The following is a 24641-nucleotide window of genomic DNA, read 5'->3' as shown; positions in this document are numbered from 1 at the left end:
GCTCCACGTCACCCGCAGCCATTGGGGCATCGAGAATCAGCTCCATTGGGTTCTCGACGTCCATTTCGCTGAGGATGGCAACCGCTCGCGCTGTGACCACGCCCCCGAGAATCTCGCCATTCTGCGCAGGCTCGCCCTCAATGTTCTGCGAACCCACCCGGATCGCGCTTCCCTCCGGCGTAAAATCAAGCGCGCTGGCTGGGACAACGCATTCCTCTTGGCCACCCTCAGCCATATGCGATAGCCCTGCCCGCAAGCGGGAGACGGAGCGCATCGTCGTCGTGGTTGCAGCCGAGATCAATCGCATTGCCTCAGTCCAACGCCCCTTGCGAGAAGAAATGCTTGCGGATGCGCTGCACAAGCTCGGTGAAAACCGGGTCGGCCATGACGTCGAGCGAGCGCGGGCGCGGCAGCGGTACGTCGTAGATCGCGGCGATTGCGCCGGGGCGCTCGGTCATGACGAGGACACGGTCGGCGAGGAAGACGGCTTCCGGAATCGAATGCGTGATCAGGAGCACCGTCTTCCTGGTCTCGCGCTGGATCCGCATCAGCTCGACATTCATGCGCTCCCGCGTCAGCGCATCGAGCGCGCCAAACGGCTCGTCCATCAGCATGATTTTTGGATCGTGCACCAGTGCGCGACAGATCGAGGCGCGCTGCTGCATGCCGCCGGAGAGCTGCCAGGGCAGCTTCTTCTCGAAGCCTTCGAGGCCGACCAGCTTCAGCAGCGCCTTGGCGCGGGGAAGATATTTGTCCCGCGGCAGCCGCTTCATGTCGATCGGCAGCATGACGTTGGACAGAATGTTGCGCCAGGGCAGCAGTAACGCGTTCTGGAAGACGATGCCGACATTGCCGTGCGGGGTCGTCACCTTCTCGCCCTCGACCAGGATCTCGCCTGATGTCGGCGGCAGCAAGCCGGAGATCAGCTTGAGCAGCGTGGACTTGCCGCAGCCGGATGGCCCGACCACGACGAAGAACTCGCCGTCGTTGATGTGGAAGTCGAGCGGACGCAGCGACGGCACATCGCCGTCGCGCGTCCGGTAGGTCTTCGACACGCCGGACAGTTTGATTCCCGAGGCATCGCCCGCGGCCCGGTCGCTCACCAGTCTCAGATGGGCGGCCGGCTGGACATCGATTGGTTTGGTCGCAGGGTTCATCGCAGCGCTCTCCCTCCGTCGTCCTTGCGAACGCAGGGACCCATACGCCGTGCCGGCGCATCCGGGCACGCGGAGTGAGACCTTTCGTAACAATCGAGGCCGGTGGTAATGGGTCCCTGCGTTCGCAGGGACGACGGCGGATATTGATCGCTCACGAGCCACTCTTCGGCAGATAGTCGTTGGTGTAGAAGGCTTTCGGGTTGTCCTTGGCCTTGGCATCCAGTCCGCCATATTCGACCATCAGGTTGACGGAGTCCGTCATGTTCTGGTCCGTGACCTGGAACGGCCGCTTGCTCTTGGTCTCCGCGGTCCGGTACAGCGGAATGGTCAGCTCAAAACCCTGCGTCAGCGTGTCGATCTTGCCGCCCTTGGGGTTGGCATCGAGGATCGACTGCGCGGCGGCCTTCGGCTCCTTCTCGGCGGCTTCGACCGCCTTGGTCGTCGCCGACATAAAGCGGCGAACGAGATCGGCATTGGCCTTCACATAGTCAGCATTGGCGATGATGCCGGAGGAGACCATGTTGATGCCGTAGTCGGCAAACTTGATCGGGTAGACGTCCTTGCCGGTGGCGTCCTTGATCTTCATCGACTGGTCCATGACATAGCCGAGCAGCAGATCAGCCTGGCCGTTGATGACCGCGTTGAGCTTGGTCTGGCCATCGCCGGCAACGGTCTGGAAGTCGCTTTCCTTGAGGCCGGTCTTCTTCAGGAACAGCGGCCAGATCTGGGTCATGGAATCGGCCGGCGTGATCGCCACCGTCTTGCCCTTGATGTCTTCGGGCTTTCTGATGTTCTTGTCAGCAAAACCCATGGCGGACATCGGTGAGGTCTGGAGCAGCACGCCGGTCGCAACCACAGGCGCGCCCTTGATCGCGGCGCGCATCATGGTGGGAACGTCGACATAGCCGAAATCGGCGGTCTTGGCGGCGACGGCCTGCGTGGTCGCAGCCGAGCCGCGGCCTTCCTGGATCTCAAGCTCGATGCCCTCGGCGGCATAGATGCCCTTGGCCTTGCCGTAATAGAACGGCGCGTGCTCGCCATAGACGTACCAGTTCAGCATCAGCACGACCTTGTCGGCCGCCTGCGCCGGCATGGCCGCGAAGGTCAGCAGCACCGCCGAGACAGCTCCTATCCACCGCTTCATCGTCACTCTCCCTTTGCCGTTGTTGTTTCGGCCATTGGTGGCCGTTTGTGCTTTAGTTAAGAAGCGAAAATCACGTCCTCGCGCTGGCTGACATGCCAGGGAATGACCAGCTTCTCGATCCGGTCGACGATCCAGAACAGGATCACGCCGAGCAGCGCGAGGATCACCAGGGCTGCGAACATGGTCGGCAGGTCGAAAGTGCCGATCGAGCGCTGCATCACGTAGCCGATGCCGGAATTGGACCCCACGAATTCGCCGACGACGGCGCCGACCACGGCGAGCGTCACCGACACCTTGAGACCCGAGAAGATCGCCGGCAGCGCGTGCGGCAGATTCACCGCACAAAACACCTGGAAGCGGCTGCCCTGCATGGCGCGGGCGAGATCGACCATGTCAGGATCGACCGATTTGAAGCCCTGCACGGCCGAGACCACCACCGGAAAGAAGCCGAGCAGAAACGCCGAGATCACCTTTGGAATGATGCCGAAGCCGAACCAGACCACGAACAGCGGCGCAATCGCGATCTTGGGCACGGATTGCGAGAACACCAGCAGCGGATAGATGTAGCTCTCCACCGTCTTCGAGCCCGCAATCAGCATCGCGACGGGAATGCCGAACAGAGCGGACAGCGCGAAACCGCAGACCGTCGCATAGGTCGTCGGCCAGGACTGGCGCAGCAATTCCGGCCAATCGGTACGCAGCACGGCAACGACATCGAGCGGCGACGGGATCTGGTAGGCGGGGATCCTGAACAGCCGGATGGCGAGATCCCAGGCGACGACAATGAAGACGAGGAACAAGAACGGCCGGACCCAGGCCGCATTCAGCAGCTTGGAGATCGCATTCTGCGGCTTCAGCTCGGCCAATTTTCACCCCCGGCAGTCTTCTTCGTTGTGGGGAGAAATTAACCCGTTGGATAAATACTGTCCAGACCTTTCCCTGTGACGTTTTGCGGCGGCGGTTCCGCGGTGCTTTGGAAATGGGACGTTGCTGCGCTGCGTCCGGGGCATGAGACCGCCCCACTCTCGGTGTCATTCTCCGCGAAAGCGGGAATCCAGTACGCGGCGCCCTCTCCGCATCCCTTCGCTGTCTCTGGAATACTGGATCGCCCGATCAAGTCGGGCGATGACAGCGGAGAACTTGGCATCAGCAGCCGATCGTCGACAAGCGACGAGCGAGCACTACACCGTCTGCGCCACCACGCTGCGCGACTTCGACGCTTTCGCGATCTCGAACAAGGCCACGGACTGTCCCGTCAGCGCAGCCAGCACCAGGCCGACCATGTGCGCCAGCCGTTCGTCCTTGGCCTTTTTGTCCAGGAGATCGCGGCCGAAGATCACGCTGAGCGTCGCCGAGTTCGAGAGGTAGAAGAAGCAGAGGCCTGCGATCGAGATGTAGAGCTGCACCGGATCGACCGCGACCTGGAAGTCGCCGCTGTCGACGCCGCGTCGCACCACAGTACGGATCATCTCGACGAAGGGCGAGTGCATCGACTTGACCTTGGTCGATTTCTTCAGGTGCTTTGCGCGCGCGAGGTTCTCGGTCTGCAGCAGCGACAGGAATTCGGGATTGCGCAGGAAGTAGTTCCAGGTGAACTCGATCAGGCGCCGGATGGCCTCGGGCGGATCGAGATGTTCGAGATCGAGCCCCCGCTCCTCGCTGCGGATCTTGTCATAGGCGCCTTCGAGCACCGCGAGGTAAAGCTCGTCCTTGTTGCCGACGTGGTAGTAGAGCATGCGCTTGTTGGCGCCGGCCTTGGCCGCAATACGGTCGACGCGTGCGCCGGCGAGCCCGTGGGCGGAAAACTCCTGCTTGGCGGCTTCGAGAATGCGCAGCCGCATCCCCTCGGGATCACGCTGCCATTTCAGAGTTCGCTTTGCCTTCGCCAAGTGGAGTGCTCGCTGGATGCTGTCGGTACGCATGTAACACGCGGGCAGCCCGCCGCATAGTTTCGCGACAGTGAAAGCCAAGCAAGCCGGTTTCGTAGGGTGGGCAAAGGCGCTCTTGCGCCGTGCCCACGCCTTCTCATCGAGCAGCCAAGACGTGGGCACGCTTCGCTTTGCCCACCCTACGAGAGTCCTCGAGTGGAAAGACCGCTTTCACCCCACCGGCTTGGGCGAGCGCTCCAGCAGAACGGTCTGAATGCCGCAGGTGCCGTTTCGCACCGTCATGATTCGCGTGCCCGGCTTGCGGCCGTTGCGGACCTCGGTGACGTCTAAGCCGGCGGCGATCAGGCGGGCGCGCGTGGCGTCGATGTCGGCGACCCGCCAGCTCAGGCCCCAGAGCCGGTCACGCGCGTGGTCACCGCCGGCGACCGGCCGGCGCACCACCTCGACGATCAGATCGCCGCAGCGGAAGAACATCAGCTGGCCCCAGTCCTGGTGCGAGCGGTCGAGCGCCAAATCGAGCCCGAGCCGTGCGCCGTAGAGCGCGGCGGCGCGTTCGGAATCCTCGGTGGTGACCACGACGTGGTCGAGTGCATCGATCGGCGCGACGTCGGTCGCCGGGGAGAGCGGACGCTCGTCGGCCAGCTCGAGGAAGAACATGCGCACGCCGCGCGTGAGTTCCGTGGCGGCGCGCGTGCGCTTCCAGTGCAGGACGGCGCCCGACTCGTCGTCGCTGCTTTCGACCTCGGCAACCGGATCCGGGCTCAGGGCCACCCGCTGCAGCCGCCGGTGCATCCTGCTCATGTCTGCGACACGAAAGCACAGGCTGGCGAGCACGCCCTCCTGGTCGTCGAGCAGCGCACGCATCCGATCGGCCGTCACGCTGAAACCGCTCGGCGCCATCAATTCGATCGTCATGTTCTCGAGGGTGAACAGCACGCGGTCGGCGCCCTCGCCGGAGTTCTGCCAGGCCGGCGCGCGGGCGAGCAGCGTCTGATAGGCCGCCTTGGCTGCACCGATATCCCTGACCAGAGCGACGACGTGATCGAGGCCGGTGATCATATGTCCCCCTTTTGATCGACCCTTTTATTGACCTGGAACCAATGCGCAGAAAACACGGCGTTTGTCCGGGCTTGGCATTGCCCGGTGATGGTCGTATTCCGGCCTCATGCTGACCTCAAGCGCTTGGGGCGGCAGATTTGCGAATAATTTCAGCGATCCCTGAGCGGAACCGGTGCTACAGTAAGCGCGCCGGCCTGGACCACAAAGCGCATGACGGACAAGCAATGCAGGCTCTCTTCATCGGACAGACCTATATCGACGTCGTCTTCATCACCGACCACATGCCGACTGGGGACGAGAAGCACGTGGCCTCGGACTACGCGGTCTCCTTCGGCGGCAACGCGGTGACGGCGGCGTTCTGCTGCGCCAAGCTCGGCATCGTGCCGGATCTTATCGCCACCGCGGCCAATGACTGGCTGGGGCGCATGTTCCAGGACATGTGCGCGAAATACGCGATCTCGCTGCACGGGCGGAAGGTCAACCAGTCCTCGCTCTCCTTCATCATGCCCAAGGACGGCAAGCGCGCCATCGTCCGCTGCCGCGACGACGAGCACATCCACCCCTTTCCGATGCTCAATCTCGGCGGCTGCCGCGCGCTGCACGTGGATGGTCATCAGCCCGATGCCGCGATCCACTACGCCAAGGTCTGCCGCGAGGCCGGCATCCTGACCTCGCTCGACGGCGGCGGCCTGCGCACCAACACCCATGAGCTGCTGGAATATATCGACGTCGCCATCGTGGCCGAGCGCCTGTGCGAACAGATGGACCTGACGCCGGAGAAGATGCTCGACTATCTCAAGAGCCGCGGCTGCAAGATCGGCGGCATCACCATGGGCGAGAAGGGCCTGCTCTGGTACGACGAAACAGGGACGGTGCAGGTGATGCCGGCGATGCCGATTCCGCGCGAGCGCGTGATCGACACCAACGGCGCCGGCGACGTGTTCCATGGCGCCTATGTCTATTCCTACCTCGCCCATCCCGGCAAAAGCTGGCGCGAGCACTTTGATTTTGCCCGGGCCGCCTCGACCTTCAAGATCCAGCGCCTCGGCAACGAGGCCGGCTTGCCGACGCTCGTCGACATCGCCAAGGTCAGGCACGAGTTCGAGGTCAGGGTCTAGATCCAGATGGGGCGCGTTTTCGTCGCCGGCAGCATCAACATGGATGTGGTGGCGACCGCCGATCGCCACCCGCGCGTCGGCGAGACCGTCGCCGGCCGCGAGGTGCTGTATTTTCCAGGCGGCAAGGGCGCGAACCAGGCGGTGGCGGCGTCACGGCTCGGCGCGAAGACCATGCTGATCGGGCGACTGGGGAAGGATTCGTTCGGGGCCGAGTTGCGGACGTTTCTTGGCGATCAGGGCATTGATCTCGGCTCCGTCCGCGACGCCGACACCCACACCGGCACGGCGATCATCACCGTCGCCGCCTCCGATAACACCATCGTCGTCATTCCCGGCAGCAATGCGCAGGTCGGCGCGGATGATGTCGCGGACGTGCCGCTGGCGAAGGGCGATGTCGCGGTCAGCCAGTTCGAGATCCCGCTGCCGACGATTGCCGCGTTCTTTGGGCGCGCACGCGAGGCCGGGGCCGTGACCTTGCTGAACCCGGCGCCAGCGCAAAAGATGTCCGGTGAACTGCTCGCGCTCGTCGACATCCTCGTGCTGAACGAGACCGAGCTCGGCTTCCTCGCCGGTGAGGAATTGTCCGACGGCGACGAGGCCGCGAAGATCTTCGATGTTGCGCGAATACTTCAGGCGCGCGCGGACCAGACCATCTGCATCACGCTCGGCAAACGCGGCGTGCTTGCGCTTGCGGGGCGCGAAGAGGCCGCCGTGCCCGGGCGTGCCGTGAAGGCGGTCGATACCACCGGTGCCGGTGATTGTTTTGTCGGCGCGCTCGCCGCGCAACTGGCTGACGGTGTGCCCTTGCGCGCCGCCCTCGCCTTCGCCAACGCCGCCGCTTCGATCAGCGTGCAGCGCATGGGCGCGGGGCCGTCGATGCCGACGGCCGCGGAAGTGGCGGCTGTGCTCCGCGCTGGTTGATCACGCCAGCGCGCTCTTCAGATCGAAGCTTTCATCCGCGGCCTGCGCCGGCGTGATCGAGCGATTCATGCCCTGCAACCGTCGGCCGAACATGTGATCGCCGGCGCGGTTGATCGATTCGATGCCGAGCAGCGTCTCACCCTTGTAGCAGAACGCGGAAAACGCCTTGTTCGCGGCGCTGCCACGCAGCACGACGCGGTCGTAGCCGGTGGTGAGGCCGGAGATCTGGAGCTTATCGTCGCCCTGGTCGCTCCAGAACCAGGGATGGCTGTCGTAAGGTTTGCGGTCGCCGGTCAGTCGCGCGGCGAGGCAGCGGGCGTGGTCGGTGGCGTTCTGCACCGATTCCAGCCGCAGCGATCCGCCGAAGCGCGGGCTTGCGAACAGTGCGCAATCGCCGATCGCGGAGATGTCAGGGTCAGCCGTCGAAAGATATTCGTCGACAATGATCCCGGCGGCGACCGGCAGCCCGGCTTCCGCGGCAAGCTCGATGTTGGGCAGCACACCGACGCCGACCACGACGAGGTCGGCGGGCAGATGCCGACCGTCGCTCAGGGAGACCCCGGTGACCTTGCCGCCTTCTGCCTCGATCGAGGTCGCCTGCACGCCGAGATGGACGCGGATACCGGCCTCGCGATGGCGTTCCTGAAAATACTCCGACACCTCCGCCGTCACCGCCCGCGCCATCACGCGCGGGGCGAGCTCGAGCACGTCGACCTCGAGGCCCTTGATCCGCGCGGTGGCGGCGAATTCCAGGCCGATGAAGCCGGCGCCGATCACCACGACCCGTGACTTCGAGGGCATGATCGCACGCAGCGCCTCGCTCTCGTCGAGGATGCGCAAATACTTCACGTCGGGCAGATTCGCATTCGGCAGATCAAGCAGCCGGTTGCGCGCGCCCGTCGCCAGCACGAGATGACCGTAGGCCAGCGTCTCGCCCGAGGCGAGCAGCACCTTGTGGCCGGCGCGGTCGATCGACACTGCACGGCCCGCGATCAGCTCGATCTTCTGGTCCTGATAAAATTTCTCCGGCCGGAACATCAGGCTCTCCGGCCCGGCCGAGCCCTTGATATAGGCCTTGGACAAAGGCGGCCGCTGATAGGGCAGATGCGCCTCGTCATTGATCAGGCAAATGCGCTGCGAAAAGCCCGCCTGGCGCAGCGATGCCGCGACCTGATAGCCGCCATGGCCGGCACCGACGATGATCACCCGACCGTCGCTCATTGGACAGCCCATTTCCGGAAGACACGAGCGTGACCCATGCCGTCTCCTCTCTCGCTGATTTTGGTTGCTGGCCTTACGAGGAGCCGGCGCTCGTGTCCGTCCCTTGGCAAAGGCAGCCCCATTTGAGCCTATCGTTTCGCCCCGCGCAAGGGCGGCGGTCGGGGATTGTCACCCCTGCCCTTCTGCGATTTAGTTGCAGCAACCACCTCCTGCCGGAGACTCTCTCAGATGCCAGCTCCCATCTCCCAGCCCGATGATCCCGCCCTGCTGCGGATCGACGGCTCGATCGCGACCATCACGCTCAACCGTCCCGCCGCGTTCAACTCCATCAATCTCGCCATCGCGCAGAAGCTAGAGCAGCTTGCGGCCTATCTCGAAGGCGACGACGACATCAAGGTCGTCGTGCTCGAAGGCGAAGGCCGTGCGTTCTCGGCCGGCGGCGATCTGCAGACGATTGGTGCCGCCGCCGAAGCGGGCACGGTGACGCCTGTTGTCGGCGAGCTTCTGAAGTACTATCACGCCTTCATCGAAATCATCCGGCGCATGCCGAAAATCTCGTTGTCCAGCGTTCACGGCTCGGCCGCCGGTGCCGGCATGGGCCTCGCCTTCGTCACCGATCTCTGCATCGCCGCGGACGACGCCAAATTCACGCCGGCTTATGCCAAGATCGGGGTGTCGCCGGACGGCGGCTCGACGGTCGGCATCGTCGGCACGGTCGGCTCCCGCCGGGCGCTGCAGATCTTTCTCGCCGAGGACAATTTTACCGCGCAGCAGGCCTATGAATGGGGCCTCGTCGCCAAGACGGTTCCGGCCGCCGAACTGAAAGCGGCCACACGAAAACTCGCGGAGCGTCTGGCGCAGAACCCGCCGGCGGCGATATCAGGCACCAAATCGCTGGTCTATCAGGCCGCCACCACGCCGGTGAAGCAGCAGCTCGATGCCGAGGAGCACAAGATCATCATGGCGATAAACACGGAGGAATTTCGCAGCGCCGTGAAGAAATTCACGAGCAAGTCGAAGTGACGACACCGGTGCGTACGTTCCACGGCCTTCGTCACGGCGCGACCGACTGGAATCGCGAGGGACGATTCCAGGGGCGGACCGACAATCCGCTGAACGAGGACGGCCTCAGGCAGGCGCACGAGGCCGCGGGCATGCTGCGCGGCGCAGGCATCAGCCGCATCGTCGCAAGTCCCTTGGCCCGCGCGGCGCGAACGGCCGAGATCATCGCGGCCGCGATCTCGGTGCCGCTGGCGATTGACGACGGCATCATCGAGTTCGACTTCGGGAGCTTTGAAGGCCTGCCAGTTCGCGACCTCATGATCAAGCACGGGGTCAAGTCGGCGACGGGCCTCGTCTCGATCCTGCCGGCCGACGGCGAGAGCTGGGACGCCATGACGAAACGGTCGCTGGCTTGCGTCTCGGCGTGGCTCGACCGTCATCCCGGCGACGATCTCCTGTTCGTCTGCCATGACGCGGTGATGCAGGGGATGGCCAACGCGCTGTGCGGCAGCTACTTCAAGAATAGCCATGGCACGCCGTTCCGTTACCTGCGCGAGCAGGCGCAATGGCGCGTCGAGCAAGTCGTTACTTCGGACAGATATAGCCCGTCCCCGCCGGCGACTTGAAGCAGCCGACCGATTCCGGCAGCACCTTCTGCGGCAGCCACAGCACCACGCTCGGGAAGTAGATCGCGAATGCGATCGTCCCCAGGAACACCAGATAGATCGGCAACGCAGCGCGTAGCGCTTTCGCGAAACTTATGCCGACGAATTTCGAGGCCATCAGCAGCACCAGCCCGTAAGGCGGCGTGATCAGGCCGAAGGCCAGCGTGGCGATCAGCACCACGCCCATATGGACGCTATTGATGTCACCCGCCTCCGTCAGTGTGTTGACCAGCGGCATGAAGATGATGATGGTCGGCACCGGCTCGATGAAGTCGCCGACCACGGTGAAGAGCAGCACCATCAGCAGCATGATCAGGTGCGGATCGTTACCTGCCATCGAGGTGATGATTTCGGCGATGTAGCTCGCCCCACGCAGATAAGCGAGCATCCAGCCGAAGGCATTGGCTGCGCCGATGGTGACCAGCGGCAGCGAGAAGATCAGTCCGGCAATGCAGAAATCGTAAGGGATATTCTTGATGTGCCCGCGATTGAGCGCGGGGATCACGACCAAGACGATCCAGACGACGGCGACCACGCCGGCTTCCGTCGGCGTGAACCAGCCGGTCAGGATGCCACCGAGCAGGATCACCGGGATCATCAGCGGCAGCGCCGCATCGCCGGCGGCGAACACCACCTGCCGAAGCGGCGCGCGCGGCTTGCGCAGGCCGGAGGGGCCGAAGAAGTAGCAATAAAGCATCAGACCGAAGCCGATCATCAGGCCGGGCACCACGCCCGCCATGAACAGGCCCGCGATCGAGACGTTACCGACCGCGCCATAGACCACGGCGGTAATGCTCGGCGGCACCAGCGCGGCGATTGTGGAGGCCGAGGCAATGATGGCGGCGATGAAGGCCGGCTCGTAACCCTCTCGCTTCATCGGCCCGCCAAGCGCGCGGCTCATCACGGCGACGTCGGCGGTGGTCGAGCCCGACATCTCCGAGAAGAACATGCTGAAGACGACGACGACCTGCGACAGCCCGCCCCTGATATGCCCGACCAGCGACACCGAGAGGTTCGCGATCCGCACCACCACATTCGCCGAGCTCATGAGCTCGCCGACCAGCAGGAAGAACGGGATCGCCAGCAGCGCCTCGGAATCCACGCCGTCAAAGATCTTCTGGATGATGGCCGCGAGCGAAACGTCGGACAGGATCGCGCCGATGAAAACGCCGGCCATCAGCGAGAACGGCACGGGCACGCCGAGATAGCCGAACGACAGGAAGCAGATCGTCATCAACGCCAGAACAACAGGTGCGCTCATAGCTGCGCCCTCGCCTGCGCGTCGGTGACGATGGGCGTTCCATCCTCCTCTGGCGGCTCGGGATGATCGAAGCCGTTGCGCAGCCCGTTGACCAGCTGCTCGATGGTGAACAGGCCGATCAACACGCCCGACAGCGGGATGATCGCGTAGAGCGAGGCGATCGGCGTGCCCGATGGCAGGCGAAAGCTGCCGAAGCCGCGCAGATAATTCTGATAGCCATACCAGATCAGGCAGAAGGCGACACCGAGCACGACGAGGCGGATGATCAGCTCGACGATCAGCCGCGAGGTGCCGTGCAAGGCCTCGGAGATCGCGGTGAGATAGAGGTGGTCGTTGCGGCGCGTCGCAGCGGCCGTGCCGATGAAGATCGCGTAGATGAACAGCGTCGAGGTGACCTCCTGCAGCCACAGCCAGGGATGACCGATGGTCCGGGTGACGATGTCCGCGGTGACCGACAGCGAGAAGCCGAAGCAGAGCACGCCGCAGAGGATCATCAGCGCCAGCTCAAGCCAGTCGAGCCAGCGCCATTTCAGGTGGCGTTGGCGATGCACAAGCAGTTTGTCGGCGATGGCCATTAGTCCCCCGTCCCAAAGCTATCGGATGAGACAGCTGGGAAGCTGCCGATCACGCTCGGCCTGCATGGTTCGAGACGCCCGCTTCGCGGGCTCCTCACCATGAGGGTCTAAAATCTCGCCGCGAAACGAGACCTCATCCTGAGGGCCCGCCGCAAGGCGGGCGTCTCGAAGGATGGCCGCAAGCGACCTAATTGATTGACCGGATCAAGTCCTTGATCTTCTCGGCGTGCGGCCCGAGCTCCTTGGCGAGCTTGTCGAGATAGGGATCGGCGACCGCAACAAAGCTCTTCTTGTCGACGTTATCGACGACCTTCACGCCCATCTTCTTCAGCTTTTCGGCGGCGGTGCGCTCCAGCTCGAACGCCTTCGCCGGCTCCTTGGTGCTGATCTCGTTGGCCGCCGTCTGTACCCAGCCCTTCTGCTCGGCCGACAGGCTCTGCCAGAGCTTGTCGGAGATGAACACCAGCGCGTTGTTGGCCTCGTGCTCGGTGATGTTGAGGACCGGCGCCACCTCGTAATGCTTGTTGACGAGGTAGACGTTGATGCTGTTCTCGGCGACGTCGACGACCCCGGTCTGCAAGCTGGTGTAAACGCTGCCGAACGGCATGTGCACGGTCTGGGCGCCATAGGCCGGGAACATGGTGTCCTCGGTCGCGGTCGCCTGCACGCGGACCTTTGCGCCCTTGATGTCGCCGACGTTGTGGATCTCCTTCCTGGCGTACATGTGGCGCACGCCCTGCGATCCGGTCGCGATCACGTGCAGGCCCTGCGTGGTCTCGTCGATCATCGTCTTGAGCGCTTCAAACACGCGGGGATCGGCCAGCCCCTTGACCACGTGCTTCTCGTCACGGAACAAATAGTGCAGCGACATCACGCCGGCCTGCGGCGAGATCGTCGCGGTGTTGGCGGAGGAGATGATCGAGAATTCGACGTCTCCGGCTTTCACGAGCTGGAGCACCTGCGGCTCCTGCCCGAGCTGCGCGCCCGGATACTGGTCGATGATCATGGTGCCTTTGCTCAACTCCTTGAGCTTTTCGGCAAAGATGTCGCCCGCGATGGAATAGCCGGTGTTGCGCGGCTGGTCGTAGGCGAAACGATAATGCTTCACCTCCTGCGCCCCCGCCCCGGTCACGAACAGCACGGCGGCCGCAGCCGCCAACCCATGTAAGAATCCTGGCATGGATCGTGCAATCATCGTTTCCCCCTATGTTATCGCCCGCCGCTTGTGCGGTCTGAGCGCTCGTCGTTCGGTCAGCTTGTCTCGGTCTTCCCAGTCCTCTGCATGAAATCGAAGTCGCAGCCCTCGTCGGCCTGCATGATGGTTTCGTTGAACAGCCAGGCATAGCCGCGCCGCGCCTCATCGGGCGCAGCCGCCGGCTTCAAGGCAGCGCGCCGGCGCTCCAGTTCGGCCGCATCGACCAAGAGCTCGATGCTGCGCTTGGCTACGTCCAGGCTGATCTTGTCGCCGTTCTTCACCAGCGCCAGCGGCCCGCCGACGGCGGATTCCGGAGTGATGTGCAGAACGATGGTGCCGAACGCGGTGCCGCTCATGCGCGCATCCGAAATGCGCACCATGTCCTTGGTGCCGCCGCGCGCGAGCTTCTTCGGGATCGGCAGATAGCCGGCCTCCGGCATGCCCGGCGCGCCCTTGGGGCCGGCATTGCGCAGCACCAGCACGTCGTCGGCCGTCACGTCGAGATCGGGATCGTCGACCCGCAACGTCATGTCCTCGACGGATTCGAACACGACGGCCCGCCCGGTATGCTTCAACAGCTTCGGACTCGCGGCCGATTGCTTGATCACCGCGCCGCGCGGCGCGAGGTTGCCGTGCAACACGGCAAGGCCGCCCTCTTTCTTAATCGGATTGTCACGCGAGCGAATGGCGTCCTGACCGGGCACGTCCTCGGCATTGGCGACGACATCGCGCAGCGTCTGGCCCGAGATGGTCTTGGCGTCGAGATCGACGAGGTCGCCGAGTTGCGCGAGCAGCTTCGGCACGCCGCCGGCGTGGTGGAAGTGCTCCATGTAGTGTTCGCCCGACGGCTTGAGGTCGACCAGCACCGGCACCTCGCGGCCGATCTGGTCGAACACCTCGAGATCGAGCCGGTGCGGCGAGCGATGCGCCATCGCGGTGAGATGGATCAGGCCGTTGGTGGAGCCACCGATCGCCTGGAGCACGACCTGCGCGTTCTTGAAAGATGCGGGTGTCAAAAGCTCGCTCGGCTTCGGCCCCTTGGTCTTGGCCATCTCGGCGGCGACCTTGCCGCTCGCCTCGGCAAGACGGAATCGTTCGGCATGCGGCGCCGGGATCGTCGCGCTCATCGGCAGCGACAGGCCCATGGCTTCGATCATACAGGCCATGGTCGAGGCCGTACCCATCACCATGCAGGTGCCGACCGACGGCGCGAGACGGCCGTTCACTGCTTCGATTTCGACATCGTCGATTTCGCCGGCGCGATACTTGCCCCATAGACGGCGGCAATCGGTGCAGGCGCCCAGCACCTCGCCCTTGTGATGGCCGACCACCATGGGACCGACCGGAATGACCACGGTCGGCAAATCGGCGCTGATCGCCGCCATCACCTGCGCCGGAAGGGTCTTGTCGCAGCCGCCGATCACGATCACCGAATCCATTGGCTGGGCGCGGATCATCTCCTCGGTGTCCATCGCCATCAGGTTGCGCAGGTACATCGAGGTCGGATGCGCAAAGCTCTCCGCGATCGAGATGGTCGGAAACACGAACGGCATCGCCCCCGACAGCATCACGCCGCGCTTGGCGGCTTCGATGATCTGCGGGACGTTGCCGTGGCAGGGATTGTAGTCGCTATAGGTATTGGTGATCCCGACGATCGGACGCTCCAGCGCGTCGTCGGAATAGCCCATGGCCTTGATGAATGCCTTGCGCAGGAACAGCGAGAAGCCGGCATCGCCATAGCTCGTCAGACCCTTGCGCAACCCACTCGTCATCATGCCACTCCTTCAGTTGCCATTGTGGTACAGCCTGAACCTCGATTGTCAATAAGCTTGGTCCATATTGTCGCATTTTCCGCTAAAATGTGCCATCTCCGGCGCAAATTATTGACAATCCGTCCCTTCCCTGCTCCACAGGGCGAGCCGGCCAGACGCCGGGAGGCCGAGGGCATGTCCGACATTCGCACCGCAGACAGCATGCCGGTCCGGCACGACGATCCGGACGAGGTCGTCGCGCGGCTGGAGGAGGACATCATCTTCGGCCGCCTGCCGCCCGGCGCGCGCCTCACCGAGGACGCGCTGATGTCGCGCTACGGCACCTCGCGCCACTTCGTGCGCCAAGCCTTGGTGGATGCCGAGCGCCGCGGCATCGTCCGCCGCGAGAAGAACGTCGGCGCCACCGTCCGGTTCTACTCGGCCGAGGAGGTCCGGCAGATCTACGAGGTCCGGGAGATGCTGACGCGGCAGGCCGCGCTGATGATCCCTCTGCCCGCGCCGCAAGCCCTGATCGACGAGCTCTCCGCGCTGCAACGACAATATTGCGCGAGAGCCGATGCACAGGATCTACGCGGCATCCACGAAGCCAACGACGCTTTCCACCTCGCGCTGTTCTCGGCCTGCGGCAATCCCTACCTGGTGGGCTCGCTCCAGGACTACATGAACCTGACCCTGCCGATGCGCGCCAAGAACCTCGCCGAGCGCGAAGGGCTCGCGCAATCGCGGCGGCAGCATGAGATGATGATCGAGCTGTTGAGGGGGCGCGACAGCTGGGCGCTGGCGCAGCTGTGTGTTGATCACATGCAGTTCAGCAAGAAGGACTATCTGGCGCGGATTGCGGACGAGGCCGGGCGCTAGTCGGTAAACTTCTGCTGCAGGCATCCATCACGGAACGCCGGTGCCCCGGGCGCGTTGGAAGGCCGAGCATAAGGCTCGGTCTTGGTTCGGACGCCGCGGGCGGCAGTTTCTCGCAGTATGTCACGCCCAAGGGAGGACTGACCGAGCAGGTTGAACAATGAGGGTCTGCGGAGCGATGCGGACCGGTTTGTTCATCGCATTGATTGCGGCGGCCTGGCTCGGCGGACAGGTCCAGGATTCTTTCGCGCAAAAGCGGCCGTCGGCTTCTCCGGGCGAATCCACGAAGGTGTCTCCGAGAAAGGAAGGCATCCCCAAGAAGGAAACGGGACGACCTGCGGACCCGTTTACGGTGGGATTTGTAACCGGTTCGCCGCAATGCACTGAATTCGCGATCGCTCAGGACATTGCGACCACGCTCGCCGGCGGCCAGGAGACCGGTCCTCATGGCCAGGTCGCATTGCGGGTCCTACCCATCGTGGGAGACGGTGGTGCCCGCAACGTCCTTGATGTGCTCACCCTCGCAGGTACCGACGTGGCGATTTCGCCCGTCGTCCTCGTCGACCGGCTCCGGGAGACAAGGACCTTCGGGGATATTTCTGACAGGCTGACCTACATTGCCCCGCTCCATATCGAAGAGTTCCATCTTCTCGCACGGGCGGAAATCGGAAGCCTGACGGAGCTTTCGGGAAAGAGGGTCAATCTCGGGGACGACGGCAGTGCCGGCGCCATTCTCGGCCGCGAAGTGTTGAACCGTCTGGGCGTCGAGATCATGGAGTCGAACCTGGGACCGGAGGCCGCGCTGGATGGTCTGAGGAAGGGAGATCTCTCCGCCGCTCTGCTGGTCTCAGGAAAACCGCTCAGCTTCCTGACGCAGGTCTCGCAACTCGATGGTATTCACCTCCTGCCGATCCCCTACTTCAAGGAGCTGCTGCAACAAGATTATCTGCCATCGACGTTCCGCCACAAGGATTATCCGAATCTGATCGCCGCCGAAGCGAGCGTTGACACGATCGCGATCAAATCCGCCCTCTTCGCCTACAACTGGCCGAGCGGCAACGAGCGATTTCGGTTGCTGGAGTTCTTCGTCCAGACATTGTTCACGCGCTTTCCCGAATTTCTCGGCGACGCCCATCATCCTAAGTGGCGCGAAGTAAACCTGGCCGCACAACTCCCCGGATGGCGACGATTCCGACCGGCAGAGCGCTGGCTCCAGCAGCAATCGGGAGGGGAAGCCGCGCTTCGCAAGGCGTTCGGCCGGTTCATCGAGGGAAAGCCAACTGCCGATCTACCTGATCGCGAAGAACTGTTTCGGGATTTCCTGCGCTGGAGAGAACGCAATCCGGCCAAGTGAGCAGACTTGGGCAAACAAACCTCGGGAGGTATCGATGTGCAAAACCGTGGTGGGCGCAGCCCTTGTTGCGTTGCTCGCCTTGATCGCCGATGTGAGGCGCCCCGCCGCCCAATTTGCTCCCTTCTGGCCACAAGCTCCGCAGCTGCTCCCGGGCACAGCGCCACCGGCCGACGAGGTCGACAAAACCAGGACAGCCCCTCACCGAAAGAAGGCACATAGAAAGCACAAAGTCGTTCGTCCACCACCAAACCAGCGGGAGGTCGCGGAAAAAAACGGATACCAGCGGGTCAGCGATCTCGTGAACTTTCCGAAGTTCTTTCCGGGCCTCGGCACTATATTCGTCAAGCCCGACACCTTGCCGCTGGGGCCGTTCCTGACCTTCGATCGCAGGGACCGTCTGGTCGCGACCGTCTACATGGTCCCGAACAAGGACATCGACGATCACAAAACGTTGGAGGGGGCGGGGTCAGCAGGACCAGTTGACCACGTCAGCTTCTACTTCAACCCAGGTCACCCCGGCGTGGATGTGCCGCATTACCATGTGGTGCTCTGGCACGTGACCAAGAAACAGGAAGCGCGCGTTGCCAAATGACGTACGACAGGTCATGCGATCACGTCACTGACGATGTCAGTACCGCCTCAGCAGGCCACGCTCCACGCTGGTCTCGCCATAATCGGCGCAGGCCCTTTTCGGGTTTTGGATCAGGTCCGTTCGGACCCGTCTGAACGTTTTGCGGGCCGCGTCGGACACTTCGGGACGGAATTTACCGGGATCGTAGCTCTCGCCGTCGCGGGCCTTGATGGCCGCGGCATAGGCGTCGATCATGGCCATCGCGACGTCGGGACTGCCGAGCAGCCGGGCACCGAGCTGAACGCTGCCGCTGCCATCGACCTCGTAACCGTCGCATCGCTGTTCGAGCACCACTGATGCGGTGACAAGCTGGTCGAGGAATGTCGCTTCGGCGTCGCTGAGCGCCGCGGCTCGCGTTGGCCCTGGCAAGATCGCCGCTAGCATCGCGACGACTGACAATTTGACTCTCATTGTCGTGGCTCTCGCTGCCGGCGGTCGAACTACGATCGCACTTATCGAGAGCCAGACGACGAGAGGAAGGTTGATCTAGATCAACGGACCGTCGTGCCCGGGCTAGTCCGGGGCATGACGACAGGCGCTACCGCTTATTCCAATCGATGATCCGGTCCGGATCCGCATCGAACTCCATGCTGCAGAACGTGCCGCCCTGGAAATAATCGCCGACCGGATCGGGCTTCAGCTTGGCCTGCTCGGCCATCGCGTGCTCGCGGAAATCTTCGGCGCGGCCCGTGGGGCGATAGCCGAATTCGTAGGCGCGGTGGTTGTCCCACCAGGCGCGCTCGTTGAGGGAGGCGCCGTAGAACACCTCGAAATGGATATCGGGATGCTCGAGCCCGATGCGGCAGAGCTGCACGAGGTCGTCGGGCTTGAGCCAGATCGAGAGCCGGCGCTGGTCGAGCGGCATGTCGCCGAAATTGCCGATGCGCAGGCACGTCACCTTCATCCCGTGCTTGTCGGCGTAGAGCGCGCCAACGGCCTCGCCGAACACTTTGCTGACGCCATAGCGGCCATCGGGACGCGGGGTCACGTCGGTGCCGATCTTGTGGTGGCGCGGATAGAAGCCGACGGCGTGGTTCGACGAGGCGAACACCACGCGCTTGACGCCCTTGCGGTAGGCCGCCTCGAACAGATTATAGCCACCGATGATGTTGGCCTGGAGGATCTGGTCCCAGTTGCCTTCGACCGAATAGCCGCCGAAATGAATGATGCCATCGACGCCCTCGCAGATCGCCTCACACTGCGCGAGATCGGCGAGGTCCGCTGCCTTGAACTTCTCGTGCGCGCCGAGATCGGCCGGCGGCTTGATGTCGGACAGCAGGAGATCCGGATAGATCGGCGGCAGCAGTCTTCGCAGGCTCGTGCCGATTCCGCCCGAAGCTCCCGTCATCAAAATACGCGGCATGTCTTCCCTCGCCGTTGGTGACCGATTTGCGGTCACGTGTCTCTAATGATAGCAGCATTGTCCAGAGGGAACGAAACGAGAGAACCGACATGAATGAGGCATCGTCCCACACCCAGGAGCGGCCAGGCTGGCGGCCGGCGACGTATTACCCCGACCCGGCCATTCGTGCACTCGATCCCCGTTTCGAAAAATACTGGCTGAAGCTGTCCGCGGTGGAGCGGCTCGCGACCGGCCTGCGCTGGGCCGAGGGTCCCGTGTGGTTCGGCGACGGGCGCTATCTCTTGTGCAGCGACATCCCGAACCAGCGCATCGTCAAATGGGAGGAGGAGACCGGCGCGGTCTCCGTGTTCCGCAAGCCCTCGAACTTCGCCAACGGCAACACGCGCGACCGGCAGGGCCGGCTCGTCACCTGCGAGCATGGCGGGCGGCGCGTGACGCGCACTGAGTATGACGGCAGCGTCGCCGTGCTGATGGATCAATTCAACGGCAAGCGGTTGAACTCGCCGAACGATGTCGTTGTTAAATCGGACGGCTCGATCTGGTTCACCGATCCGACCTTCGGCCTGCTCGGCAATTACGAGGGCTACAAGGCCGAGCCCGAGATCGAGCCGAATGTCTACCGGCTCGATCCCGAGACGCGCAAGGCGACCATTGTCGCCGAGGGGGTGCTCGGGCCGAACGGGCTGTGCTTCTCGCCGGATGAGAAGATCCTCTATGTCGTGGAATCCCGCGGCGTGCCAAACCGAAAAATCCTCGCCTATGACGTCTCGGCTGACGGCACCGAGATTTCCAACAAGCGCGTCCACATCGATGCAGGCCCTGGCACGCCGGACGGCATGCGCTGCGACATCGACGGCAATCTCTGGTGCGGCTGGGGCATGGGAGATCCCGAGCTCGACGGCGTGGTGGTGTTCGCGCCCGACGGCGTCATGATCGGCCGCATTGCCCTGCCCGAGCGCTGCGCCAATCTCTGCTTCGGCGGCGTCAAGCGCAACCGCCTGTTCATGGCGGCGAGCCAGTCGATCTACGCGCTGTATGTGAACACGCAGGGGGCGGTGGGGGGATAGGCGCTCCACAAATGACGGTCTCGTAGGGTGGGCAAAGGAGCGTAAGCGACGTGCCCACCACCGCGCCGTCGCGGTCGCGAAGACGTGGGCACGCTTCGCTTTGCCCACCCTACGGCACCTCGCCTTGTCGCGACACGCCGCCCGAAACAAAAACGCCGGAGCGGTTGCCCGCTCCGGCGTCATTCGTTCACGCGCTAAAACTTACGCCGCGTTGAAACCGGCGACGGCCTTCACTTCGAGGAAGTCCTCGAGGCCGTACTTGCCCCACTCGCGTCCGTTGCCCGACTGCTTGTAGCCGCCGAACGGCGCGGTGCGGTCGTTCGGCACGCCCTGGAGGTTGACGTTGCCGGCGCGGATCTGGCGACCGACGCGCTTGGCGTCTTCGACCGAGGCACCCGTGACGTAGCCGGCAAGGCCATACGGCGTGTCGTTGGCGATCTGCACCGCTTCGGCTTCGTCCTTGGCGCCGATGATGGTCAGCACCGGCCCGAAGATTTCTTCGCGAGCGATCGTCATGTCAGGGGTGACGTCGGCGAAGATGGTCGGGCGGACATAGAAGCCCTTGTTGACGCCTTCGGGCAGGCCCGGGCCGCCGGCGACGAGCGTTGCGCCCTCGTCGATGCCCTTCTTGATCAGGCCCTGGATCTTGTCCCACTGGCCGCGGTTGACGACGGGACCGATGGTGGTGCCTTCGGCGCGGGGATCACCGGCCTTGGTCTTGTCGGCGACGGCCTTCGCGATCGCGGCGACGTCCTTCATCTTGGACAGCGGCACGATCATGCGCGAGGGCGCGTTGCAGGACTGGCCGGAGTTGTTGAACATGTGCATCACGCCGCCGGTCACCGCCTTCGTGAGGTCGGCGCCTTCGAGGATGACGTTCGGCGACTTGCCGCCGAGTTCCTGGCTGACGCGCTTCACGGTCGGCGCGGCGCGCTTGGCCACGTCGATGCCGGCGCGGGTCGAGCCGGTGAACGAGATCATGTCGATGTCGGGGTGCTCGCTCATGGCGGCGCCGACCTCGGGGCCGAGGCCGTTGACGAGGTTGAACACGCCCTTGGGCACGCCAGCTTCATGGAGGATTTCCGCGAAGATCAGCGCCGAGGTCGGCGTGAACTCCGACGGCTTCAGGATCATGGTGCAGCCGGCGGCGAGCGCGGGCGCGACCTTGCAGGCGATCTGGTTGAGCGGCCAGTTCCAGGGCGTGATCATGCCGACCACACCGATCGGCTCGCGCAGCACCATGGCGGTGCCGACCGGCTCTTCGAAATGGTAGTTCTTGAGCACGTCGAGCGTGGTCATGAGATGGCCGAGGCCGGCGCCGGCCTGGAGCTTCTCCGCCATCGGCAGTGGTGCGCCCATCTCGTCGGAGACGGCCGCGCCGATCTCCTTGAGGCGGCCCTTGTAGACCTCGATGACCTTGGTGAGCAGCGCGACGCGCTCCTCGCGGCTGGTCTGGGAGAAGGTTGCGAAGGCGCGCTTGGCGGCGGCAACCGCCTTGTCCACGTCGGCCTTGGAGCCCAGCGCAACCTCGTACATCGCCTCTTCCGTCGCGGGATTGACCACGGCGGTGGACTTCTTGACGGCGGGATCGACCCAGGCGCCGTCGATGTAGAATTGCATGCGATTGACCATCGTTAACCTCTTCTTGGGGGCATGGTGGGGGCGTTTCGGCAGGCATCCTTGCACGAAAGCGCCGGCAATTGAACCCGCCATATGCGGGGCCAGCGTTGCGGCGGACGCGCGGAATATGGGCGGAGAGACGGAGCGAGGCAAGCGGCCTGGGTCCCGGCTCTGCGCCGCGACATTTCATGTCGCGCCTTGTCCGGGACACGTGATTGGAGCGACTCCAACCGGGCTCGTGCCCCGGACGCAGCGCAGCGCTATCCTGGCGATGCGAAGCATCGTCCAGAGCAGCGGTGCGCTGCAGAGCCGGGGCCCATGCGACCGGTTACCTCGACTACACCGCCATCTTCCGGTGCAGCACCGGCGCGCCGGTGGTGAGGCTTTCGGCCGCATCGATGATGGCGTTGGCATCGATGCCGTAGTGCCGATAGAGGTCGGCGATCGTGCCGGTCTGGCCGAACTGCTCGACACCGAGCGCCTCGACGCGGTGGCCGCGGACGCTGCCGAGCCAGCCAAGCGCGGAGGGATGGCCGTCGATCACGGTCACGATGCCGCAGTCGCGCGGCAGCGGCGCCAGCAGCTTTTCGATGTGGCTGAGATGCTGCACGCCGCGGCGATCCCGCCGCAATTTCCGCGCGGCGGTCCAGCCCGCATGGAGGCGGTCCGCCGAGGTGATCGCGAGCAGGCCGATGTCGCGCCGGCTCTCGCCGATGAAGCCGGTCGCCTCGATCGCCTCAGGTGCCACCGCGCCGGTATAGGCGATCACGACTTCGGCATTCGGGCCCGGCTTGCGCAGCCAATAAGCGCCGTCGGTGATGCCCTGCTGCAGCTCCGGCGTCATGATCCGCTGCGCCTGCTCGATGCTGCGCGTCGACAGCCGCAGGTACACCGAGCCGCCCTCGCCCGCTTCGCGCTGCATGTGCTCAAACCCGAAAGCCATGATCACGGCGAGCTCGTCGACGAAGGCCGGCTCGAACGAGGCGAGCCCATCCTGCGCCATGCCGATCAGGGGCGTTGCGATCGACTGGTGCGCGCCGCCCTCGGGCGCGAGCGTGATACCTGATGGCGTCGCCGCCACCATGAAGCGCGCGTCCTGGTAGCAGGCGTAGTTCAGCGCATCGAGCCCGCGCTCGATGAAGGGATCATAGAGCGTGCCGACCGGCAGCAGCCGCTCGCCGTTGATCTGGTGCGACAGCCCAAGCGCCGAGAGCATGATGAACAGGTTCATCTCGGCAATTCCAAGCTCGAGATGCTGGCCCTTGGGCGAAAAGTCCCAGTTGAACGTGGAGGGAATTTTCTCGCTGCGGAATAAGTCCGCCTTCTCGGCGCGCGCGAACAGGCCGCGCCGGTTGACCCACGGACCGAGATTGGTCGACACCGTGACGTCGGGCGAGGTCGTGACGATGCGCCTTGCCAACTCACCGTCGCTGCGCGCGATCTCGTTCAACACGAGGCCAAAGCCCTGCTGGGTCGACATCTGCGGTGACGGCTTGAACGCGAGCTGCTGGGGCACCTCGACGACGGGCGCGGTCAGCCGGCGGCCGTCCTGGTTGAACGGCACGCGCGCGAGGAACGCGTCGAGTTCGGCGGCGGATTGCGCGAGCCCTTCGTACTTCTCCCATTCGTGACCGGGCCGGATGTTCTGGCTGTCGCGATATTTCTCCATCTGCGCGACCGTCATCAGGCCGGCGTGATTGTCCTTGTGACCCTGGAACGGCAGGCCGACGCCCTTGATGGTGTAGGCGATGAAGCAGACCGGACGGTCGTGATCGATGGACTCGAACGCCTCCAGCATGCTCGCCATGTCGTGGCCGCCGAGATTCGACATCAGCGCCAGCAATTCGTCGTCGCTGCGCTTGTCGATCAACCTGGTGATCGGGCCCTGGTCGCCGATCTCGTCATGCAGATGCTTGCGGAACGCGGCGCCGCCCTGGAAGCAGAGCGCGGCGTAGAGCGCATTCGGGCAATTGTCGATCCAAGCTTTAAGCGCCTCGCCGCCGGGCTCGGCGAAGGCCTCGCGCATCAGGCGGCCGTATTTCACGATGACGACGTCCCAGCCGAAATTGCGGAACATGGTCTCGAACTTTTCCCAGAGCCCTTCGCGCACGACGGCATCGAGCGACTGGCGGTTATAGTCGACCACCCACCAGGTGTTGCGCAGGCCGTGCTTCCAGCCCTCGGCGAGCGCCTCCCAAATATTGCCCTCGTCCATCTCGGCATCGCCGACGAGGGCAATCATCCGCCCTTCGCGGCGATCCTTCATCCAGCCATGCGCCTTGACGTAGTCCTGCACCACCGAGGCGAACAGCGTCTGCGCGACGCCGAGGCCGACCGAACCAGTGGAGAAATCGACGTCGTCGACGTCCTTGGTCCGCGAGGGATAGGACTGCGCGCCCTTGAAGCCGCGAAAATTCTCCAGCTTCTCGCGGCTCTGCCGGCCGAACAGATACTGGATGGCGTGGAACACCGGGCTCGCATGCGGCTTCACCGCGACGCGATCCTCAGGGCGCAGCACATGGAAATACAGCGCCGACATGATGGTGGCGAGCGAGGCGGACGAGGCCTGATGTCCTCCGACCTTGAGGCCGTCGGCATTGGGGCGGATGTGGTTGGCATGGTGGATGGTCCAGGACGACAGCCACAGCGCCTTGCGGCTCAGCGCGGTCAATGTGTCGAGGCGGGCGGTATCGACGGGCATGGCAATGCTCCCGGAAACAGGTGCCACGATGATACGCCCGTGGGAGGCGCCAAACTTCTCAATTCTTCGCG

General features: G+C 64.1%; 22 protein-coding genes and 1 pseudogene. 9 read left to right on the top strand and 14 right to left on the bottom strand.

The annotated features are described in order from the left end of the window. Positions 1–244 (top strand): annotated as a pseudogene (locus A3AS_RS48710) (ISAs1 family transposase); the annotation flags it as partial. Between the two features lie 67 nt (positions 245–311). On the opposite strand, the gene A3AS_RS0138815 reads toward A3AS_RS48710, so the two are convergent. From A3AS_RS0138815 to A3AS_RS0138795, 5 genes are all read right to left on the bottom strand, one after another. Continuing rightward, positions 312–1157 carry an ABC transporter ATP-binding protein gene (locus tag A3AS_RS0138815; protein WP_018322821.1) on the bottom strand — a complete coding sequence of 282 codons (846 nt, stop codon included), beginning with the start codon at positions 1155–1157 and terminating at the stop codon, positions 312–314. Positions 1158–1308: 151 nt separating this feature from the next. Beyond that, positions 1309–2301 (bottom strand): ABC transporter substrate-binding protein, encoded by a 993-nt coding sequence (locus tag A3AS_RS0138810; RefSeq protein WP_018322820.1) that lies wholly within the window; start codon positions 2299–2301, stop codon positions 1309–1311. Between the two features lie 56 nt (positions 2302–2357). Then, positions 2358–3167 (bottom strand): ABC transporter permease, encoded by an 810-nt coding sequence (locus A3AS_RS0138805; protein ID WP_018322819.1) that lies wholly within the window; start codon positions 3165–3167, stop codon positions 2358–2360. A gap of 315 nt (positions 3168–3482) precedes the next feature. Continuing rightward, entirely contained in the window at positions 3483–4190 is a 708-nt protein-coding gene (locus tag A3AS_RS0138800) for a TetR/AcrR family transcriptional regulator (protein ID WP_018322818.1), read from the bottom strand. Positions 4191–4400: 210 nt separating this feature from the next. Beyond that, on the bottom strand, positions 4401–5249 hold the full coding sequence (locus A3AS_RS0138795) for a VOC family protein (RefSeq protein WP_018322817.1): 849 nt from the start codon (positions 5247–5249) through the stop codon (positions 4401–4403). 224 nt (positions 5250–5473) lie between these two features. Here A3AS_RS0138795 and A3AS_RS0138790 point away from each other — a divergent pair, with 224 nt between their 5' ends. Both A3AS_RS0138790 and rbsK read left to right on the top strand, forming a co-directional pair. Next, positions 5474–6367, top strand: coding sequence for a sugar kinase (locus A3AS_RS0138790; protein WP_018322816.1), 894 nt, complete (start codon positions 5474–5476; stop codon positions 6365–6367). 6 nt (positions 6368–6373) lie between these two features. Then, on the top strand, positions 6374–7288 hold the full coding sequence (rbsK, locus tag A3AS_RS0138785; RefSeq protein WP_018322815.1) for a ribokinase: 915 nt from the start codon (positions 6374–6376) through the stop codon (positions 7286–7288). Here rbsK and A3AS_RS0138780 read toward each other — a convergent pair whose 3' ends face one another. Then, positions 7289–8509 carry an NAD(P)/FAD-dependent oxidoreductase gene (locus A3AS_RS0138780; protein ID WP_018322814.1) on the bottom strand — a complete coding sequence of 407 codons (1221 nt, stop codon included), beginning with the start codon at positions 8507–8509 and terminating at the stop codon, positions 7289–7291. It lies immediately after the preceding gene. A 228-nt stretch (positions 8510–8737) separates the two neighbouring features. On the opposite strand from A3AS_RS0138780, the gene A3AS_RS0138775 reads away from it, so the two are divergent. Beyond that, positions 8738–9532 carry an enoyl-CoA hydratase/isomerase family protein gene (locus A3AS_RS0138775; RefSeq protein ID WP_018322813.1) on the top strand — a complete coding sequence of 265 codons (795 nt, stop codon included), beginning with the start codon at positions 8738–8740 and terminating at the stop codon, positions 9530–9532. Next, the gene (locus A3AS_RS0138770) at positions 9529–10137 is read left to right on the top strand and encodes a histidine phosphatase family protein (RefSeq protein ID WP_018322812.1); all 609 of its coding nucleotides are present in this window, start codon (positions 9529–9531) and stop codon (positions 10135–10137) included. Before A3AS_RS0138775 ends, A3AS_RS0138770 begins: the two co-directional genes overlap by 4 nt. Here A3AS_RS0138770 and A3AS_RS0138765 read toward each other — a convergent pair. The 4 genes from A3AS_RS0138765 to A3AS_RS0138750 all read right to left on the bottom strand — a co-directional run bounded on the left by A3AS_RS0138765 (position 10097) and on the right by A3AS_RS0138750 (position 14979). Beyond that, positions 10097–11437, bottom strand: a complete 1341-nt coding sequence (locus A3AS_RS0138765; RefSeq protein ID WP_018322811.1) for a TRAP transporter large permease — start codon at positions 11435–11437, stop codon at positions 10097–10099. The genes A3AS_RS0138770 and A3AS_RS0138765 overlap by 41 nt on opposite strands. Then, positions 11434–12012, bottom strand: a complete 579-nt coding sequence (locus A3AS_RS0138760) for a TRAP transporter small permease (RefSeq protein WP_018322810.1) — start codon at positions 12010–12012, stop codon at positions 11434–11436. Before A3AS_RS0138760 ends, A3AS_RS0138765 begins: the two co-directional genes overlap by 4 nt. Before the next feature lie 187 nt (positions 12013–12199). Then, on the bottom strand, positions 12200–13207 hold the full coding sequence (locus A3AS_RS0138755; RefSeq protein ID WP_018322809.1) for a TRAP transporter substrate-binding protein: 1008 nt from the start codon (positions 13205–13207) through the stop codon (positions 12200–12202). Between the two features lie 56 nt (positions 13208–13263). Next, positions 13264–14979: an IlvD/Edd family dehydratase gene (locus A3AS_RS0138750; RefSeq protein WP_049815121.1), complete on the bottom strand. Its 1716-nt coding sequence runs from the start codon at positions 14977–14979 to the stop codon at positions 13264–13266. Positions 14980–15153: 174 nt separating this feature from the next. Here A3AS_RS0138750 and A3AS_RS0138745 point away from each other — a divergent pair, with 174 nt between their 5' ends. The 3 genes from A3AS_RS0138745 to A3AS_RS0138735 all read left to right on the top strand — a co-directional run bounded on the left by A3AS_RS0138745 (position 15154) and on the right by A3AS_RS0138735 (position 17780). Next, positions 15154–15837 carry a GntR family transcriptional regulator gene (locus tag A3AS_RS0138745; protein WP_018322807.1) on the top strand — a complete coding sequence of 228 codons (684 nt, stop codon included), beginning with the start codon at positions 15154–15156 and terminating at the stop codon, positions 15835–15837. A 175-nt stretch (positions 15838–16012) separates the two neighbouring features. After that, positions 16013–17188 (top strand): TAXI family TRAP transporter solute-binding subunit, encoded by a 1176-nt coding sequence (locus A3AS_RS0138740; RefSeq protein ID WP_018322806.1) that lies wholly within the window; start codon positions 16013–16015, stop codon positions 17186–17188. Between the two features lie 34 nt (positions 17189–17222). Continuing rightward, positions 17223–17780, top strand: a complete 558-nt coding sequence (locus A3AS_RS0138735) for a hypothetical protein (RefSeq protein WP_018322805.1) — start codon at positions 17223–17225, stop codon at positions 17778–17780. Between the two features lie 36 nt (positions 17781–17816). On the opposite strand, the gene A3AS_RS0138730 is transcribed toward A3AS_RS0138735, so the two are convergent. Then, complete coding sequence (locus A3AS_RS0138730) at positions 17817–18230, bottom strand: hypothetical protein (protein ID WP_018322804.1); 414 nt, start codon at positions 18228–18230, stop codon at positions 17817–17819. 127 nt (positions 18231–18357) lie between these two features. Beyond that, positions 18358–19182, bottom strand: coding sequence for an NAD(P)-dependent oxidoreductase (locus A3AS_RS0138725; protein WP_018322803.1), 825 nt, complete (start codon positions 19180–19182; stop codon positions 18358–18360). Between the two features lie 89 nt (positions 19183–19271). Here A3AS_RS0138725 and A3AS_RS0138720 point away from each other — a divergent pair, with 89 nt between their 5' ends. Beyond that, positions 19272–20249, top strand: coding sequence for an SMP-30/gluconolactonase/LRE family protein (locus A3AS_RS0138720; protein ID WP_018322802.1), 978 nt, complete (start codon positions 19272–19274; stop codon positions 20247–20249). Positions 20250–20450: 201 nt separating this feature from the next. Here the strand turns inward: A3AS_RS0138720 and A3AS_RS0138715 are convergent, their stop codons facing one another. After that, positions 20451–21881, bottom strand: a complete 1431-nt coding sequence (locus tag A3AS_RS0138715) for an aldehyde dehydrogenase family protein (RefSeq protein WP_026202817.1) — start codon at positions 21879–21881, stop codon at positions 20451–20453. Between the two features lie 325 nt (positions 21882–22206). After that, a complete protein-coding gene (locus A3AS_RS0138710; RefSeq protein WP_018322800.1) occupies positions 22207–24570 on the bottom strand; it encodes a transketolase in 2364 nt (787 codons plus the stop codon). Positions 24571–24641 lie beyond the last annotated feature (71 nt).

The organism is Bradyrhizobium sp. WSM2793 (assembly GCF_000379585.1).
GTDB lineage: Bacteria > Pseudomonadota > Alphaproteobacteria > Rhizobiales > Xanthobacteraceae > Bradyrhizobium.
The sequence above is the reverse complement of the archived record's forward strand: the minus strand, read 5'-3'. Positions and strand labels throughout refer to the sequence as shown.

Bases quoted from the DNA above. Each gene is read 5' to 3' on its own strand.
- A3AS_RS0138815 (WP_018322821.1), bottom strand. From the start codon at position 1,157: ATGAACCCTGCGACCAAACCAATCGATGTCCAGCCGGCCGCCCATCTG.
- A3AS_RS0138810 (WP_018322820.1), bottom strand. From the start codon at position 2,301: ATGAAGCGGTGGATAGGAGCTGTCTCGGCGGTGCTGCTGACCTTCGCG.
- A3AS_RS0138795 (WP_018322817.1), bottom strand. From the start codon at position 5,249: ATGATCACCGGCCTCGATCACGTCGTCGCTCTGGTCAGGGATATCGGT.
- A3AS_RS0138790 (WP_018322816.1), top strand. From the start codon at position 5,474: ATGCAGGCTCTCTTCATCGGACAGACCTATATCGACGTCGTCTTCATC.
- rbsK (WP_018322815.1), top strand. From the start codon at position 6,374: ATGGGGCGCGTTTTCGTCGCCGGCAGCATCAACATGGATGTGGTGGCG.
- A3AS_RS0138780 (WP_018322814.1), bottom strand. From the start codon at position 8,509: ATGAGCGACGGTCGGGTGATCATCGTCGGTGCCGGCCATGGCGGCTAT.
- A3AS_RS0138775 (WP_018322813.1), top strand. From the start codon at position 8,738: ATGCCAGCTCCCATCTCCCAGCCCGATGATCCCGCCCTGCTGCGGATC.
- A3AS_RS0138765 (WP_018322811.1), bottom strand. From the start codon at position 11,437: ATGAGCGCACCTGTTGTTCTGGCGTTGATGACGATCTGCTTCCTGTCG.
- A3AS_RS0138760 (WP_018322810.1), bottom strand. From the start codon at position 12,012: ATGGCCATCGCCGACAAACTGCTTGTGCATCGCCAACGCCACCTGAAA.
- A3AS_RS0138755 (WP_018322809.1), bottom strand. From the start codon at position 13,207: ATGATTGCACGATCCATGCCAGGATTCTTACATGGGTTGGCGGCTGCG.
- A3AS_RS0138750 (WP_049815121.1), bottom strand. From the start codon at position 14,979: ATGACGAGTGGGTTGCGCAAGGGTCTGACGAGCTATGGCGATGCCGGC.
- A3AS_RS0138745 (WP_018322807.1), top strand. From the start codon at position 15,154: ATGTCCGACATTCGCACCGCAGACAGCATGCCGGTCCGGCACGACGAT.
- A3AS_RS0138740 (WP_018322806.1), top strand. From the start codon at position 16,013: ATGCGGACCGGTTTGTTCATCGCATTGATTGCGGCGGCCTGGCTCGGC.
- A3AS_RS0138735 (WP_018322805.1), top strand. From the start codon at position 17,223: ATGTGCAAAACCGTGGTGGGCGCAGCCCTTGTTGCGTTGCTCGCCTTG.
- A3AS_RS0138730 (WP_018322804.1), bottom strand. From the start codon at position 18,230: ATGAGAGTCAAATTGTCAGTCGTCGCGATGCTAGCGGCGATCTTGCCA.
- A3AS_RS0138725 (WP_018322803.1), bottom strand. From the start codon at position 19,182: ATGCCGCGTATTTTGATGACGGGAGCTTCGGGCGGAATCGGCACGAGC.
- A3AS_RS0138720 (WP_018322802.1), top strand. From the start codon at position 19,272: ATGAATGAGGCATCGTCCCACACCCAGGAGCGGCCAGGCTGGCGGCCG.
- A3AS_RS0138715 (WP_026202817.1), bottom strand. From the start codon at position 21,881: ATGGTCAATCGCATGCAATTCTACATCGACGGCGCCTGGGTCGATCCC.
- A3AS_RS0138710 (WP_018322800.1), bottom strand. From the start codon at position 24,570: ATGCCCGTCGATACCGCCCGCCTCGACACATTGACCGCGCTGAGCCGC.